Below are 15,788 nucleotides of genomic sequence, written 5' to 3' on the forward strand. Positions count from 1 at the left end.
ATCACGGCGGTCAGCGCCAGTAGCAGGATCTTGCGGTCGAGTCTGCCGACCACGGACGAGATGAAGAGGCTTGTCATAACCGCAAAGGCGCCGGATACGGATATCGCCTGACCGGCCTGGCCTTCGGTTATAGCCAAATCCGAGGCGATTGGGGTCAGCAGGCTGAGGGGCATGATTTCCGCCGCGATGAGCGCGAAAACGCAGAACGACATCGCGAATACCGCGCCCCATGCGGCGGGCCGCTCCTCGACTACGCTGCTTTGAGGAGAGAGTTGCACCAACATGGTTCTTTGCCTCGAGAATGTGACGGCGAGGCGTCCTGCCCTTCATTGCCGGGGAGTATGGGAGTATCCGGAAAGGCAGGGTTTTCGTGGCGCAGATGCTGGGCTGATCCGATAGTCGAGGCCCCCAACGGCGACTAGCGCTTCTAAACGGTATCTAGTCTATGCTTAGGTGTCCCGCGCGCTCTCACCGTTTGTGCAAAGAGTGGTGATTGCCAATCCGCTGCAGGTCAAGGCGCTCGCGGATGCGCATGTAAAGACTGACAAGTTGTGGCCAATAACACGTCGGTGATCCATCCTCTCAGCCGCCGCAGCCTCCTTGATATGCCACCAGACGCGCGGACAACGCCGGCACGCCATCTCGGGGGCTACTGCAGCCGGGACATACGGCTGCCAGGCATCGGTGGCGGCAACGCCACATTCTCTTGGCGGTCGCCTGGAAGATCAGCAGATCTCCGGAGGTGGGAGCTGCGTCGGTGATGCCAAGATGCTCGAATTGCCGTGTCTGAGTGGCAATAAATGGAGCGTTCCGCGGTATCGCACCTTCATTTTGCAGCAAATCGATCAAGAGAATACCACAAAAAGGGGGCGCTGAACGGATCCTGTAGAAAGTGTGAAGGCTAAAAATCGAATTTTCAGACAAACGATCCAATTATGGCCGCCAAACGTGACGAGTTGCTGCTGTCTTCATTGCAGGTAAGACCGGCGACGATCCGCGGCAGGAGGACCCCGTCTCGCCAAAGCGGGACTGGTTCTCACCGGTGAGCGTTGTGAGCTGATGTGAGCTTCTATGTCTGCAAGTAGTTCTGTTGGTCTGGGGGCCGCAATCTGCTGGATACAAAGTTTAGGAAAGCGGAGTAAAACAAGGATGAAGAGATGATCTGCGATGAACTCGACGATATCGTTCGCACCGTCCTTCAGGCGGGGCAACAGAGGCGGATTGGCTTTTCGGTACAGCAAGTAAATTCCGTCAAGGCACACCATGAAGTTCTATATTCCGAATGTCTGGCCAGACTTGTGAAGGTCGACGGCACCGTGGTCACGGCCAGCGAATTCATGCCTGCCCTGGAGGCATCGCGGTATGCACCTAACTTGGATCGGCATATGTTGAACTTAGCAGTCGAACTGTTGTCCAACAAGGCGTCAGGGCCGCTCGGATGCAACATTTCGACGTTGAAGATGATGGGCGAGGGCGGCTGAGAGGTGCAGTGGAGAACGACAACAAGTTCCGTGGGTACCGGCTTCCGTTCTTAATCATGAAAGTGCAGCAACTCGTGCGCTTGACCAGCGAGTGGGTTGCGCCGCAGATAAGCAGTCCACCTTCCCCGTGGCCGAACTGCGGCACTTCGCGAGCGCTGCGGGCGGAATCTCCATCGGAAATTGCTCGACCTGGGCGGCGCTAGGCATTCCTGGCGGAGCATGCGACCCTGATTCCGCGTCTAAACGTCGATGACCATGCCGCCATGCTGCCGTGGCCACTAAAGATGCTCTCGAACTGGACCGTGGGGCGGCATGGCATCAACAAGAGCCGCATGCTTCCGCACGCAGGTCGGATACGCCGGAATCGCCCGTTACGTGCAGAGGTGGACAGGGGTAGGCTCACGTTCGGGACCAATCTTGGTGCGCGAACCGGATGATTTTGGGGCCGAGCGGATCAATGCCGCTGGCTGCCGCTGTCATCGGCAGAATCTGGGGTGGCGCGCCTCTTCCTCGATTTGACCTCCTCCTTCATGCGCTCGGATTGGATGGCCATCAAGCTGTATGGCAATGGTACCGAAAGCATAAACGAGAAGGTGGAAAAAAATGTAAGCGCATAAAATACGAAATTAAATCCACTGACTTTATTGTCGACCATGGTGTTTGCAATGACTATTAAGATAAGTGACACCATATATGAGAAGAACAGATGCGAAAAATTTGATATTTTTCGCTGCATTTCCTGCGCGTGCTCTGCGCCAACCCTCCAATTCCCTGGCAATAGCATAGATGGGTCGCCCACGATGGAGATGACAGCGACTAAGACGCCAGCCAGTATTGAAAAGATGTCAATCATTGCTCCGCGCGCCGAATCACTCGCACGGAGTGCATCACTTGCAGCGTAAGCCACAAGAATCGCGACCGCCAGTGAAACAATAATGTAGTAGCCTCTACCAGCCATTATTCGTCCAGGACACCGTCGTTTCTCCATTGCCGAAGGCAGTCACGCAGAGTGGCAAAGGTGCTATCCGCATTCAAGGTTATGTCATCTCCCTCGATATTTACATCCTGTTTTACTACGAGTTTTTCGCGGGTGATGACCACGTCGTGCTTGGTTACTATTGAGAACTCTTCGCCGCTATTGGCCACTCTTTCCGCGACATCAGTCATGAGCTGCGGCAAAATTGCGTCCGCTCCTCGACCATCGTAACCCAGATGGATCCTTGCCTGAATTTCGCTGGCGGCCTGGATTTCCTCCGGCGTGCGATGACGTCCGAACGCGTTGCGCATAACTTGCGACAGGCCATCTCCAATTTGCCTAATTCCATCCATCCCCCTCGGTGGGGCATGCGCGCGCTGATGGTTATTCACGTCCTCCACTGTCGTCAGAAAAGATGAAATTCCCAGATCGATCGACTTCACGCCAACACGCAACAGTCTTTCGATCTCCCGCCGATTAGAACGAGGCATAAACGCAAACTGGGTGTTCGCTCGGTTTACGCCTTGCTCCTCAAGAAACTTGGAGACCAAATTTGTGATCTGGCCATCATTTGTTTGGCCGTTCGCAAGATAGGCCATATGGTCGCCTTCGATTACAAGATGCACCTCGGTCTTAAGAAATTCCCTGCCGCGTGGTGCGGGAGTTCGGGTAATCTGCGGGCCCCCGTTCTCAACAACGCTTGCACTCGATCCTTCGGAGAACATCGCAAATACGACACCAAGTCCGCGCCCTTGGGTCGAGCGCCGCACTATCTGCGCATCGACACCCGCACGATAGGAGAACTTCGTGTCGGCCACCTCGGGCGCCCGCCCCAGTGCCTGCCTCAGAAAATGTTCCACACCTCTATTGTCTGCGCCCCAAATTGCCCGTCTATATTGCGCTGTCTTTTGCATCCCCTTGCCTCTGTTCGGATTTGCACGGGGTAATTGCAGCGCGAATATTGCAATAGGTCACCCGCACATTCACTGCGATAATCAATTTCTTGCCGGACTCGTCCCACAGTCTTCTGGCCGAGGCGGCATCACGGCACACTTTGGGCCGGCTCAAACGTGAAACCATCCAGTTTCAGCGCCAGCGGTTTATTGACGTCTGAAGGAGTACTAGGGCCGGGTTGTCGCCGCTGACCTGTGCTGCAGATTCGGTGTCAGCGATGCGAGGTCCAAAAGTAGCGCTCGAATATGACGGCGGTGACCGGCCGGTGGCGAGCGGCTGAAGGCTCGTGAGGACGAGAATTGCAAGTCCATTCGACGCGATGTTCGCAGCGCCGCGCTTGCGGACTGGTTGGCGGCCCGCCTTCCGGTGTCGCATGACGCGCGGCGACGAAGCGCCTCGATAGGTCGAGCATGCGCTGCAGAAGCAGAACCGGCATCGGAACTTGCAGATCCAGCTTTACGCGGATGCCGGCGATCATCTCCGCCGCGACCGACGTGCTTGCGACGATGCATCCCGGCCCCCTCCATTGCCATGACGGCCCCCTCTTTTATCGTGCAGTTTATTCGCGCGCGGTAGTCGACTACAGTCATCGGATGCACTTACGTGCGAACGATCTCTGGTTGCTACGACATATTAGATACGTACCATTCAGGAGCCTCATGTCCGCTCCAAAATGCGGTGTTCCCTGAAATGAACACCGCACAAGCTAGCATCTTCTGGTATTTTCGCGTGCATGACCCACGCGGCAAGTCATCTGCCGGCACAACGTACGCATTGCTGGGGGCCGTCTCTACATTGGAAACATTAGTCGCATGCCTTCCTTCTTGAAGAATCTAATGCAAGTGCAACACAAGTGAAGGAAGGATTACCGCATTCGCGAAAATGCACTATAAACCCTTCGGCCGGCGTTCGAATAGCCGAGGCACTTGCGCGGCAGCGCACATTCAGATGGTGGGCGAGGGCGATCCATTTGCGGCTGGCTGACGCCAGACAGATCGGTGTCGACACGCATGAAGCGGCCGATGCGTTTGTTGACATTCTTGCCACGGTGAATTCGGATCGCAAAACCAGCTCCTGGCACCGATCCCGTCTTCCAAAGCCCTGAAGCCGCGCAACCAGATACTGCGGTCGAAGGTGAAACTCTGTCGGCAAAGACGGGCAGCGGTGCGAAGGTATCGCCGATCTTGCCGATAATCGGCTGCGAGTGGCGGTTGCCATTCTTAATCAACACCGTGTAGCCGCTCTTGCGCTCGACCAGCGAGGTGACATTGGCGTTCTCCAGAGCGCGCTCGAGGATCAGGAGGTCGCCTTCCCAGTGCCCCGAACTGTGAGCGATCGGCAATGATCCAGAAGATTGAAACTCGGTAATTTCGCCGTCGTACAGACGTTGTTGATGCGGTCCCCGTGGCTTTAGTCCGTCCAGAGTTCATAGAAAGTGGCTGCCGTCGGGACCTGCTCGAGCGCCTTCATCGCCAGGGATGGTGGCGAGATCGGTCAGCTTGTGTAGCCAGTGTTGCATTCTAGCTTCTCCGGGAATGATGGGCGGCTCCGGCATGGTGCTCCCGTGAGTGTTCTGCGGAAGAACTTTCCAGTTGATTATGCCGAGCTCATCGTCGCGCCCGTTCGGACGGTGTCCTGCGGCAGCCCAAAGGACACCGATACCGGTTGCTCCTCCACTGCGCTGTTTCTTCACGTCAATTGACTCCTGCAGGGAGCCCCTGCGAGACAAGCAGATGGATCAGCGTGAACAGCCGGCGGGCCGTCTCCTGATCGATCTCGACCTTGGATTTGAGGCGCTCTCTGAGCAGGGCGGAGGCTTCATTGTGGATCACGCGGCGCCCCATGTCGATGGCTTCGAGTCGGTCGGGCGGCAGCCGCGCCGCGCCGTTGGCAAAGCTCTCGCACACAAGCCGGTAGTCCTTGAGCAGTCGGCGGAATGACGTCAGTGAGAGGTGATGGCACAGGACGGGCGCGCCGCTCTCTGTGGTGACGGTAAGCACCAGACGCCTGTCCACCAGTTCAAGATGCAGCCGATAGGGGCCACCGCCATGTGCGACCGGCGCAAACCGATTGTTGTCCAGGAGGTCGAAAATGGCGACGGCTTGCTCGTGCTTCTGTGCTGCATCCGTCCGGCCGTTGAAGGGCGGCTCCAGCGAGATCGCTGAAAGCCGAAACCGGGATGGCGTGGTGCTCATGCAGGTCATCGCGCGCGGCCTCCCCGAAGAGTGTCGACCGCGCGATCGCGCTTCTTCGCAGTGTCAAAAGACGTGGCTGCCGCCGGAACGGGTCCAGCGACAGCCACTTTGCCCTGGGAGGCTGGGCAAAAAGAAAAACTCGTCCCGCGAATTCGGCGCGGAAACCGGAGGCGGTCTCTGTTGCTGCGCAGTCGCTTCCCAAGGTCATCGCTGTCGCGGGGAATATCTTGGCGAAGCGCCACAAGCGTGCCAGGCGGCAGGCCGATGGCACCACAAACCGAAGAAGAAGCGGCTGCCGTCGGGACCTGTTCGACGGCAGCCAAGTGACCCTGCGAGGCCGGGGAAAATGGCGCTCGCAGGTCGGGAACTTCTTCAGATCGCCGCTGACGCCGGTCAAACGTCGAGGTTTCAGCAAACTCGCCGCTTGCGCGCGCTGGGTGCAGATACTGGCGATGTTTGCTGTTCTGCCGCATCTCAAACGCTCCTCAGGGACGAGAGACGCGGGTTATTGGCTGGCTCCGGGCGCGGGCCGGGGTTGTCCCTCGCTCGATCGCCAGCACGGTCTGAGGCGCTCCATCGTGGAAGGCGGCAAGCCGCTCGCCGAGCTCTTTATCGCTGGGCGATAGCCGATGGTTCAGGCGAAGATAGTCCGTCCAAGTCGGCGTTCGGAACGTCTCCGTCCACAGATAGGGGACCAGCAGGTTGCGCTGGAGCGTCCAGTTCCGTGCCCCCGCCCGGCTTTGGATACGCCGCCGCTCGCGCATGCACTCGAGGAAATCCTCGAGGTCCTGCTCGCCAATGGCGTATTCGACTTTGACGACGATAGGTCCGCTTCTCGGCGTCAAGTCGAGTGCGAGCGACGGCGGAACGAACTCCGAAGCTTCTTTCTCGGATTCTTCCCATAGCTCTATCGGCAGCACGAATGCTGCGGCGGCCACGAGGAGCAGGACCACGGCGGCCCCCTCGAAGGCCATGGTCAGGGAGTGGCTCTGCGCGACAGCGCCCCAGATCCAGCTACCGGCAGCCATGCCGCCGTAGGAGAGGGCGTAGTAGATCGATAGCGTCCGGCCGACGACCCACCTTGGGCTCGACAGCTGGATCGCCACGTCAACGCTGGTCCAGGTGAGCAGCCATCCGGCGCCCCCGATTGCCAGCGCAAGCGCCGCTACGGGGATCGACGTCGTCAGCGGAAGCAGAAAGCAGCATGCGCCACAGGCGACCGAGGCGAGTGCGATCAGCCGGTCCTGAGGGACGATCCGTCTCAGATAGCTGCTGCTGAGACCGGCGGAAAACGCACCGGCGCCGAAAGCTGCCAGAAGCGCGCCGTAGACGATCGGCCCGCCCGCCAGATGATCCCGGACGATCAGCGGCAGCAGCGCGAGGATCGAAATGCTCGCGACGCCGAAGAAGGTCCCGCGCACGATTGCCGCCTTGATTTCCGAGGACATCGCGGTAAAGCGCAGCCCATCCTGAATGGCTGTCGTGACGCGCTCGCGTGGCAGCGAGGACGTGCGCACGTGCCACTTCGAGCGCGAGATCGCGGCAAGCGGCGCCAGATCGCTCAGCGCCGCCAGGACGAAAGCGGCAAGGGGACCGAAGAAGGCCAGAATGGCGCCGCCAATCGCAGGACCAGTGCTTCGAACGATGTTGTACCCGACTGACATCAGCGTGACGGCCGCCGGGATATCACGCTTTTCGAGAATATCCCCGACAGAGGCGTGCCAGGCCGGGTCGTTCAAGGCAAAACCACATCCGGCCAGAAAACCCAATCCCAGGATCAGCCATGGACTGACGAGGCCGAGTGCAACGGAGATCGCCAGCGTCAGCGAGGCCAGAGCGATCAGGAAGTGTCCGGCGAGCATCACGCCGCGCCGGCTGAAACTGTCGGCAATAGCACCTGCCAGAATGGATAGAAAGAATGCAGGCAGCGTGGAGGAGGCCTGCACGAGCGCAACCATAAGGTCGGAGGCCGAAGTCATCGCCATCAGCCAACTGATTGCCGTCGTCTGGACGAGCCATCCGAGGCTGGAGATCTGCGTCGCCGTCCAGATCGAACGAAACGCCCGGTTCCGGAGCGGAGCCAGGGTGGTCGATACGGCAGAATGCTGATCTTCACACTGCATTTCTTCCTGTCTTTCTCAAGCTCCTAACGCGTTGCTGCGACGCAGCAGAATATCTGGTACCCAAGGACGGATTCGCCGTTATGCACCTAAGCCGATGCCGGATGATGCGCGTTAGGCGAGTTATCCGGAGCGTTATGTTATAACATATCGCATAAGATAGCTTATGGAACTTCTCCATTCGGTGTCTTGAGGTCAAGCGCTATCGAGCCTTCCGATTTCACCGTTGGTTGACGTCGTTCATGGAGCCTTGCTTCTCTTCGGGATCGGGCATTTGCCCCTCCCATCATGGGGTCGTAGAATGAAGTTGAACAATCTAAAAAGGCGTCCTGGTCGGCTGGGACTTCAGACAAAGACGACGCCCCATAGGCTGCATGTTTCTCCGGTCGAAGAAGCTCAATCTGATGCTGGACGCGCAATGGCGGTTTCAACAGCTCCTAGTTTCACCCTTGTCGAGCGCCAGCCCCATGCACGAGCGGGTTCGATCCGGTGTACGAGATACCCGCCATCTCGAGCATGGCCGGAACGTGGGTGAGACGGCACTCGCCCTGAATTCCGTTTGCCATATTTAAGACGATTCCGGAGGGACGGCTTGCGGATCGGGTGGCATGAACCGCTCGAGCGTAGCGAGCAGTCCCTTATCGCCTTCGCACAGCAGCGTCTCGTGACCGCCCTCTTGCAAGACCGCCGCCACACTTTCGACCATCTTTATGTCGTCGCCCGGACGGAGCGGGTGTTCCCACTGGGCAACACGGTGCGGGACTGGGTGTGAAGTCCGCCGCTCTTTAGGATGCTTAGCGATGAAGCGGTTCCAGGCTGGATTCAAGCGTGCTGTTCGGTTCTGGGCTGCCAACATCTCAAGATCTCTATTCTGAGCGCGCCATTGACGCACACGCACACAGGGGAAGGCTACGTGGCCGTGCGGCCTACTGTCTTGCACCAGAGAACTCTAAGACTAGCAGGGACCAAGATGTCTTCAATCTGCCCCACTTTGTGCGGCTTCCATTTCATCCCTTCGGCTTTTTGATGGTTCTGCTGCTCGGATGACGACTTTAGGAAGAGCTAACAGCTTGACTATGAGTTGAAGTTCGCGCGTAACCCTTGCATCGTCAGGGGTATCCACACATGGGAGGGCGAGCTCTTGATCTTCCGTCGCGAGTTCGGCGGGGGTATACGGAGCATTACCGTCGCGAACCCTACAAACTCGACAAAGGCTTGACGTTTTCACAGGAATGCGGGGCTGGGTTCAACTGCGGGGGAGCGGAATCCACCCGTTGTTCAGTCGCGTTCAGCGTTACTCGAGGAGTACGAGACGTCGGCATCGGGGGGGGGGGGAGAGCCCTCTTAAACGTATTTCGCATTGGCATGGTGAATGCAAGGTTATCCGCAATTGCGTCTTCGTCACCGGTCGAGGAGAAGTCGCTCGATGTTCACTCTCACCGAAGAGGCCGTCTTTCTGCTGTGGGTGGTTCTGATCAAAGACGCACACCAGCGCGCTGGCAGTTTGTTCCGCGCGGGAGGGTACGGACCATGCCGGTAATTCTGGAAACCGCGCGGCTATCCTTGCGCTCACTAGCCCCAGCGGACCTGCGGCGGTATCAAGCACTTCACAATGACCCTTTCGTGGTGAATGCCGTCTATGACGGAAAGCCACCATCCTCTGCAGACACATGTGCCCGGTTCAAGAAGTCACTTGCCGATTGGGATATATATGGCTTCGGTTCCTTCGTCGTGTTCGCGCGCGACGGCACCGGCCGGAAAGGTCGTTTTCTTGGACAACGCGGTCTGAGTTTTCTGCCGGATAGCGACGATCTGGAGCTCAGCGCACTCTTTCACCAAGCGGCTTCCGGCAATGAATATGCCCCAGAGGCGGGCTGCGCCATCCTTGATTTTGCCTTCACGACCGTGGGAGCACCCCGAGTCCTGTGCATTGTTCGGCCTGAAAACCAGCGTTCCTTGCGTTCCGTGGGGAAGATGGGGTTTCGGCAGATCGAAGATCGATCTTTTGGCGACCGGCTGTGGCGCTGCTTCGAGGTAACACAGCAAGACTTGGAAGGGGCCATCGCGGCAAATCCACGCTTTGCGCCGATGCCGCTACCAACAACGATTCGCGGAAGGTAGGGTATTACCCGCGTTTAAGCACACGCTAGGTTCGCCGCTCTTGGAGCGGATCCGCACGACTGTCGCGGGGTCGATCCGTCATCGAGGTGATTGGTCGGCCATCGAACAATCAGATTCGCGATGGTTTCCAAGTTCTACACGTCGACATCTGAAGCATTCCTCACGCCGCAGCGCCGGCTGATCCAAGCAGTCCCTGCCGTGTGCGCGCGAACTCCTCAACCGCATCTACGAATCGGTCGATATCCGATTGCAGAACCGGAAGGCTCAGCGCAATCATTCCACGTCGGGCGATATAAAAACCCGCGTTTAGCATGTCGAGAAAGAACAGTTCCCGCAGACCATCTTCTCGAGCCGTCGGCGTGTAGGCGCAACGTATCAAGGGGGGGCGGTAGTGCGCGGTGGCAAGCGAACCCACCCCAGAAAAGTGCATCGCCCCGCCGAGCTTCATAAGCCGGTCGTTCAGTGCAGTACGTAGCCGCTCGCCGCGTAGGTACAACTCCTCCGCGACTTCCTTTGTGAAAATTTCTCCAAGCGCGACTCGTCCTGCGGCCATCGACAGGACGTTGTTATTGAAGGTACCTGCGTGCGGCAGACGCCCGTCGAAGAGCGACATCACGTCGGCCCGGCCGCCGAACGCCCCAAAGCTCATCCCGCCGGCCATGTACTTGCCGAGAGTCGTCAGATCAGGAGTAATACCTAAGCGCTTTTGGAGCCCACCATCCGACATCCGCGATGTCATGACCTCATCGAAGATAAGCAGTGCGCCCACCTCCCGCGTAGCCTCCCGCAATGTTTTGAGGAAGCTGATCTCCGCAGGGATACAGCCGCCACTACCGAGCATGGGTTCGACCATCACCGCAGCGAGCCGATCTCGATACTGCTCAATCATCGCGGTGGCAGAGTCCGTATCGTTGTAGTCGACCAAAAGGAATGGGAACGGAACCGTGACCGGGGATGGTCCCTGGGGGGTAAACAATAGAACACCGCCATGGTAGCCGCCGCGAAATGCAAGGATCATGTCTCGGCCGGTATGCACGCGGGCCGCCGTCAGCGCCATTAGACTGGCTTCCGTGCCGCTGTTGGTGAAGCGTACAAGTTCTATTGACGGAAACCGCGCACAGATGAGATTTGCAAACTCGTATTCGGCCCTGCCCACTGCGGCGAGGTTTAGACCCCGCGTCATAGCTTGGTGAACCGCGGTGTGGATTCGAGTCTCCGAGTGGCCAAATAGGCCCGCGGTATATTCACCGCAAAGATTCACAAACTCATGGCCATCAATATCCCAAAGCGTACTTCCCTCGCCCTTGTCCATCGCGATTGGAAAAGGCTTATAATATAGCACGGAGCGAGTGTTCCCACCTGGCATCACTGCGCGGGCTTGGGCGTGAAGTTCGCCGCTTCTAGGATTTCTAGCGACGAAGCGGTTCCTCGCGTCTATGAGGCTCGATTCAAGTTTGCTGTTCGATTCTTGGGCTGCCAACATCTCAAGATCTCTACTCTACGCGTCGCAATCAACGCACATAGGGGAAGGCGATGTGGCCGCGCGGCCCACTGTATCGCACCAGAGAAGTCTATGATCGGCAGGTACCAAGATGTCTTCAATCTGGCCCACTTTATGCGCCTTCCATTTCATCCCTGCGCGCTTATTGATAATTCTGCTCATAATCAAGGTTTTTGGCTTTACCTGATGCTAGGATCAGGGTAAGCGCTTGAAGTCCGCGCGCAATGAGGTGTCGGGGGGACCGGGGGCGTTCCACATGCACCGAAGCCCTCGTTGCAGCGGGTCCAGTGCCGGACCCCACGCACATCAAAACGACCCCCCAAGTTGCAGGGCAATGTACCAAGCCCGCCTGCAGGCGAGTGTGCGTCCCAGCTGCTCGCTCGCAATCAATCGTTTGACGTTCCTGCGTTGTTTCGTTGCATGTCATGTTCGTGGTTCGAAGCATAACAATTGCGCTCAAATTGGCCGTCTCAGTGCCCTCGCCGGGTAGTGTCCCCACAGACCCGTGAACCCCAAGGGTCGCTCCTAAGAGAGTAGGACAACCCAGGAATACGGATGTACGTCAAACGGTCGGGCTCTTCCTGATCCACCAATGCGAACTGGCAGCCATCCTGGCTTGACCAACTGCGCTGCCGATGCGGCTTACTTCTGCGAAACATAAGGAACCGGGTAAGACTTGCGCGCTGCGCCAGTAGGGCGCTCGACTAGAATGGTCGTTCGCGGAGGGTTCGTGCCATCACTCAGTCTAATAAGTTCTTGATTTAGCTCCTCATCCGCCTCCGTGAGGCGATGATGAAGCCGGTGAAAGTCTGTCCAGGTCGGTGTGCGGAATGTTTCCAACCAGCGTGAAGGTTCCTGAACATCGCGCGTGAGCGTCCATTGCCTTGCACCAACGCGGCTTTGAGCGTATCGGCGCTTTTGCATGACATCCAGAAAAAGATCCGCGTTTTCCTCAGGGATTGTATATTCCGTCATCACGAGGATGGGACCGCTTCTCGGCTTCAGATCGAGTGCAACCGCGGGCGCGCTGAAGAAACCCGAGGGTTCGAGTTCAGATTCGGAACGGTTGCTAATCGGCAGTTTGAACCCGAGAGCGGCAACGACCAACGTTGCCGTGCCGGACCAGCCCAGCGCAATGGGAAGCGAGTAATTTTGGACGATGACACCCCAAAACCAGCTGCCCGCGGCAATGCCGCCATAGGTGAAGGCGCTGTAAATCGAGATCGTGCGTCCAACGATCCAGCGCGGGCTCGCCAATTGTACGTTCACGCCAAGTCCCGACCATGCCGTAACCCAGCCGGCGCCGCCGGCGGCTAGGCTGAACGTTGCGATGGCGAGGGGGGAGGTAAGAGCAAGGGAGATCTGACATATCGCACAGGCGATGCAGGCAAGTACCACCACACATTCCTGGGTGAACATTCGCCTGAGCGTCGGATTCATGAGTCCGGCGAGAAGTGCACCAGCGCCAAAGCCGCCCATCATAATGCCGTAGCTGATCGGGCCGCCCTTCAAAATGTCGCGAGCAATCAGCGGTAGCAGTGCCAGGGTAGAGATGGCTGCAAAACCGAACAGCGTCCCGCGCACGATTGTTGACTTGATCTCTGAAGAAATCGCCGTGAAGCGCAGACCATCGTAGATGGCAGTCATGAGTGCTTCGCGCGGAAGCGGCGACGTTTGAACCTTCCATTTGTTGCGACACAGAGCGGTGAGAGGGGCGACAAACCCAAGCGTGGTGAGTGCGAATGCGACAAGGGGCCCGAAAGCGGCAACGATTAGGCCACCAAGGGCCGGACCGACACTGCGTACCGTATTGAACCCAACATTCAGCAGGGTCACGGCCGCCGGCAGGTGGCGGCGCTCCAACATGTCGCCGAGCGAGGCACGCCAGGCAGGATCGCTGAGTGCGATGCCGCATCCGTCGAGAAAGCTGAACGCGAGTATCATCCACGGATCGGTTATACCGAAGGCGATGAGGATCGTCAGCATCGCGGCCGCGGCCATCATGAGGCTTCGACCAACGATCATCACCATGCGGCGGCCGTAGTTGTCGGCAATCGCCCCAACGAAGACCGCCAGAAAGAAGGCCGGCAAGGTCGATGAGGCCTGGACCAGAGCAACCATCACGTCCGATGTGGAAACGGTGGCCATCAGCCAACTGAGCGCCACCGTCTGCATCAGCCAGCCGAGACTCGAAAGCTGGGATGCTAGGAAGATCGAACGGAAGGTCCGGTTCTTCAACGGCGCCAGCAAGCCTGTAGATGCGTTTTCTTCGTTGCAAGGCATGGCGGTCAATCTCTTGGGGACGTGCAACTTCCGCCCGCTGTCGCGGACATCATCAGCCCATAAGGACAAAGCAGGGATTCGTCAGATGGATGGTTCCTCACGTGCTGGGCCTCGATCGAAAATTTCCGGTTGACCAGCAGAGAGATCAGTGTGAACAGCCGGCGCACTGTGTCTTGATCGATCTCGAGCTTGGATCTGAGACGCTCCCTCAACAACGCTGAAGCCTCGTCGTGAATCGCCCCACGTCCCATGTTAATGGCTTCCAGCCGCTCGGGCGTCAAACGCGCTTCCGCCCTCGTGTAGCTCTCGCGCACCCTCCGGCCAACGCCGGCCCTATGCGGCGCGTCATGTTGTAGCCGACAGACATGAGCGTCACCGCAGCTGGAATATGCCGCTTGTCGAGAATGTCGCCGACCGGCGTGCCAGGCAGGATCATTAAGCGCAAAACCGCAACCCGCAATGAAAACCAGCCCGAGGATGAGCCAAGGACTGACAAAGCCAAAGGCGGCAGAAATCGCCAACACAATGGAAGCGAGTGCAATCACGAGCGCGACCATCAGATCGGAAGCGGAAATCGTGGCCATGAGCCAGCTGATCGCGACCGTCTGCGCGAGCCATCCAAGATTGGCTACTTGGGCGGCCCAGATCGAACGAAATGCTGCGTTTCGCAGCGGTGCGAGGGTCGTTGGTGCGATCTGGTCTGCATTTTCGCGTAGCATGTTCTGTGACTCTCAAGCCTCCCAAACCCTTGTTCCGACGCAACAGGGTATCCGGTACCGCACGACAGTTTTCGGCGTTATGCAGCCTCCGGGCGCAGGAGACCGGCACTAATCGCTCGCGACCCAGGCCCTGAGGGCGACGCTCAAACCTAATGCTTTAGCAAGTTTGCGCTGTCAGACCATTCGCTTCGATTGCCACAACAGCTCCAGCTTCATCGTTGTCAGACGTGTCTCCTGTGATTCCGACTGCGCCAATCACTTCACCGGTATGATTGCGTATTAGGACACCGCCAGGCACGGGGATCATTTTCCCGCCGGAGACTGCTGTCAGCGCCGAGACAAAATGCGGGCGCTCTCGTGAGGTATTATCAAGCCATCGCGACCCAACCCCCACGGCGAGCGCGCCATAAGCTTTGCCGAAGGCGATCTCAAACCGAAGCATTGATGCTCCATCCTGCTTCTGGAACGCAAGCAGATGGCCGCCGCCATCGAGTACGGCAATGCTAAGCGGTTTAAGTCCTCTTTCCAGCGCTACCGAGAGGGCCCTCTCGATTATCGCATTGGCGCAAGATAAATTGAGTTTGTTCATATCACTCTCCTCTTGTTTTCGCTTGGAGCCGACGACGGTTTAGGACCGGCTCGGTGTAGCCATGCTCGAGCATCGCCGCCATCAGGTCGGGCATGGCCCACATGTCCTTGCCGATCTGGGGCATGCCCGGAAAGCCCGCAGTCGAGGCCGATATCGACGTTCCAGTTCTCGTAGGCACCGATCCAGGCGGCCTGCTTCATGTCGCCCTTGCGGATCATCGGGCCGGCTTCCATCGAGGTATGGATCTCGTCGCCGGTGCGGTCGAGGAAGCCGGTGTTGATGAAAATGCATTCCTTGAGGTTGACGGTCGTGCGCCGTTCCTCGTCCATGATGCCCATCTTGAGGGTGTTTTCCGAAAGCCCAAGTGCGGCCTCGACGCGCGCAAAAATCTCGCAGGCAAAGGCCACTTCCTCGGGCCCATGCATCTTCGGCTTGACCACATACATCGAGCCCGAGCGCGAGTTTGCCCTGCGACCGTTCGGGCCGATATCGTGGAGCGAAATCAGCGCCGTGACCATGGCGTCCATCAGACCTTCGGGCACCTCGCGGCCTTCCCGGTCGAGGATCGCCGGGTTGGTCATCAGATGCCCGACATTGCGCACCAGCATCAGCGAGCGGCCGGGCAGCGTCAGCGTAGCGCCGTCCGGCCTGGTGAAGACGCGGTCGGGGTTCAGCCTGCGGGTGAAGGTCCGGCCGCCCTTGGCGACCTCTTCCGCAAGGTCGCCCTTCATCAGCCCGAGCCAGTTGCGATAGACGACGACCTTGTCATCGCCGTCGACGGCGGCGACCGAATCCTCGCAATCCATGATCGTGGTGATCGCCGATTCGAGGATGATGTCGGAAATCCCG

General features: G+C 58.4%; 11 protein-coding genes and 6 pseudogenes. 3 read left to right on the top strand and 14 right to left on the bottom strand.

The features are described 5' to 3' along the window. Positions 1–284, bottom strand: a pseudogene (locus CO656_RS28835) (MFS transporter); the annotation flags it as partial. Between the two features lie 873 nt (positions 285–1,157). On the opposite strand from CO656_RS28835, the gene CO656_RS28840 reads away from it, so the two are divergent. Continuing rightward, on the top strand, positions 1,158–1,481 hold the full coding sequence (locus CO656_RS28840; protein WP_097528060.1) for an EAL domain-containing protein: 324 nt from the start codon (positions 1,158–1,160) through the stop codon (positions 1,479–1,481). 145 nt (positions 1,482–1,626) lie between these two features. Next, a pseudogene (locus CO656_RS31165) lies at positions 1,627–1,819 on the top strand (D-amino acid dehydrogenase); the annotation flags it as partial. Positions 1,820–1,935: 116 nt separating this feature from the next. Here the strand turns inward: CO656_RS31165 and CO656_RS28845 are convergent. The 7 genes and pseudogenes from CO656_RS28845 to CO656_RS31500 form a co-directional block, all read right to left on the bottom strand. Next, the gene (locus CO656_RS28845; RefSeq protein ID WP_097528061.1) at positions 1,936–2,439 is read right to left on the bottom strand and encodes a hypothetical protein; all 504 of its coding nucleotides are present in this window, start codon (positions 2,437–2,439) and stop codon (positions 1,936–1,938) included. Beyond that, positions 2,439–3,371, bottom strand: a complete 933-nt coding sequence (locus CO656_RS28850; RefSeq protein ID WP_097528062.1) for a hypothetical protein — start codon at positions 3,369–3,371, stop codon at positions 2,439–2,441. Before CO656_RS28850 ends, CO656_RS28845 begins: the two co-directional genes overlap by 1 nt. Positions 3,372–3,622: 251 nt before the next feature. After that, the gene (locus CO656_RS28855; protein ID WP_097528063.1) at positions 3,623–3,889 is read right to left on the bottom strand and encodes a hypothetical protein; all 267 of its coding nucleotides are present in this window, start codon (positions 3,887–3,889) and stop codon (positions 3,623–3,625) included. 404 nt (positions 3,890–4,293) lie between these two features. Further along, a pseudogene (locus CO656_RS28860) lies at positions 4,294–4,732 on the bottom strand (IS30 family transposase); the annotation flags it as partial. Between the two features lie 373 nt (positions 4,733–5,105). Beyond that, positions 5,106–5,615, bottom strand: a complete 510-nt coding sequence (locus CO656_RS28865) for a UPF0262 family protein (protein WP_028004303.1) — start codon at positions 5,613–5,615, stop codon at positions 5,106–5,108. A 476-nt stretch (positions 5,616–6,091) separates the two neighbouring features. Continuing rightward, a complete protein-coding gene (locus CO656_RS28870; protein WP_097528064.1) occupies positions 6,092–7,729 on the bottom strand; it encodes an MFS transporter in 1,638 nt (545 codons plus the stop codon). Between the two features lie 464 nt (positions 7,730–8,193). After that, positions 8,194–8,435 (bottom strand): annotated as a pseudogene (locus CO656_RS31500) (hypothetical protein); the annotation flags it as partial. 821 nt (positions 8,436–9,256) lie between these two features. Between CO656_RS31500 and CO656_RS28880 the strand changes: the two are divergent. Next, positions 9,257–9,847: a GNAT family N-acetyltransferase gene (locus tag CO656_RS28880; protein WP_097528065.1), complete on the top strand. Its 591-nt coding sequence runs from the start codon at positions 9,257–9,259 to the stop codon at positions 9,845–9,847. Positions 9,848–10,007: 160 nt separating this feature from the next. Here CO656_RS28880 and CO656_RS28885 read toward each other — a convergent pair whose 3' ends face one another. From CO656_RS28885 to CO656_RS28910, 6 genes and pseudogenes are all read right to left on the bottom strand, one after another. Further along, entirely contained in the window at positions 10,008–11,189 is a 1,182-nt protein-coding gene (locus CO656_RS28885; protein ID WP_234819718.1) for an aminotransferase class III-fold pyridoxal phosphate-dependent enzyme, read from the bottom strand. A gap of 801 nt (positions 11,190–11,990) precedes the next feature. Further along, positions 11,991–13,631: an MFS transporter gene (locus CO656_RS28890; protein ID WP_097528067.1), complete on the bottom strand. Its 1,641-nt coding sequence runs from the start codon at positions 13,629–13,631 to the stop codon at positions 11,991–11,993. 5 nt (positions 13,632–13,636) lie between these two features. Beyond that, positions 13,637–13,945, bottom strand: a complete 309-nt coding sequence (locus tag CO656_RS31345) for a UPF0262 family protein (RefSeq protein ID WP_097528068.1) — start codon at positions 13,943–13,945, stop codon at positions 13,637–13,639. Then, positions 13,945–14,350, bottom strand: a pseudogene (locus tag CO656_RS28900) (MFS transporter); the annotation flags it as partial. The gene CO656_RS31345 and the pseudogene CO656_RS28900, both read right to left, overlap by 1 nt. A gap of 157 nt (positions 14,351–14,507) precedes the next feature. Then, positions 14,508–14,939 carry a heme-binding protein gene (locus CO656_RS28905; protein ID WP_097528069.1) on the bottom strand — a complete coding sequence of 144 codons (432 nt, stop codon included), beginning with the start codon at positions 14,937–14,939 and terminating at the stop codon, positions 14,508–14,510. 64 nt (positions 14,940–15,003) lie between these two features. Continuing rightward, a pseudogene (locus CO656_RS28910) lies at positions 15,004–15,788 on the bottom strand (malate synthase G); the annotation flags it as partial.

This window comes from Sinorhizobium sp. FG01, from assembly GCF_002531875.1.
Lineage (GTDB): Bacteria > Pseudomonadota > Alphaproteobacteria > Rhizobiales > Rhizobiaceae > Sinorhizobium > Sinorhizobium fredii_C.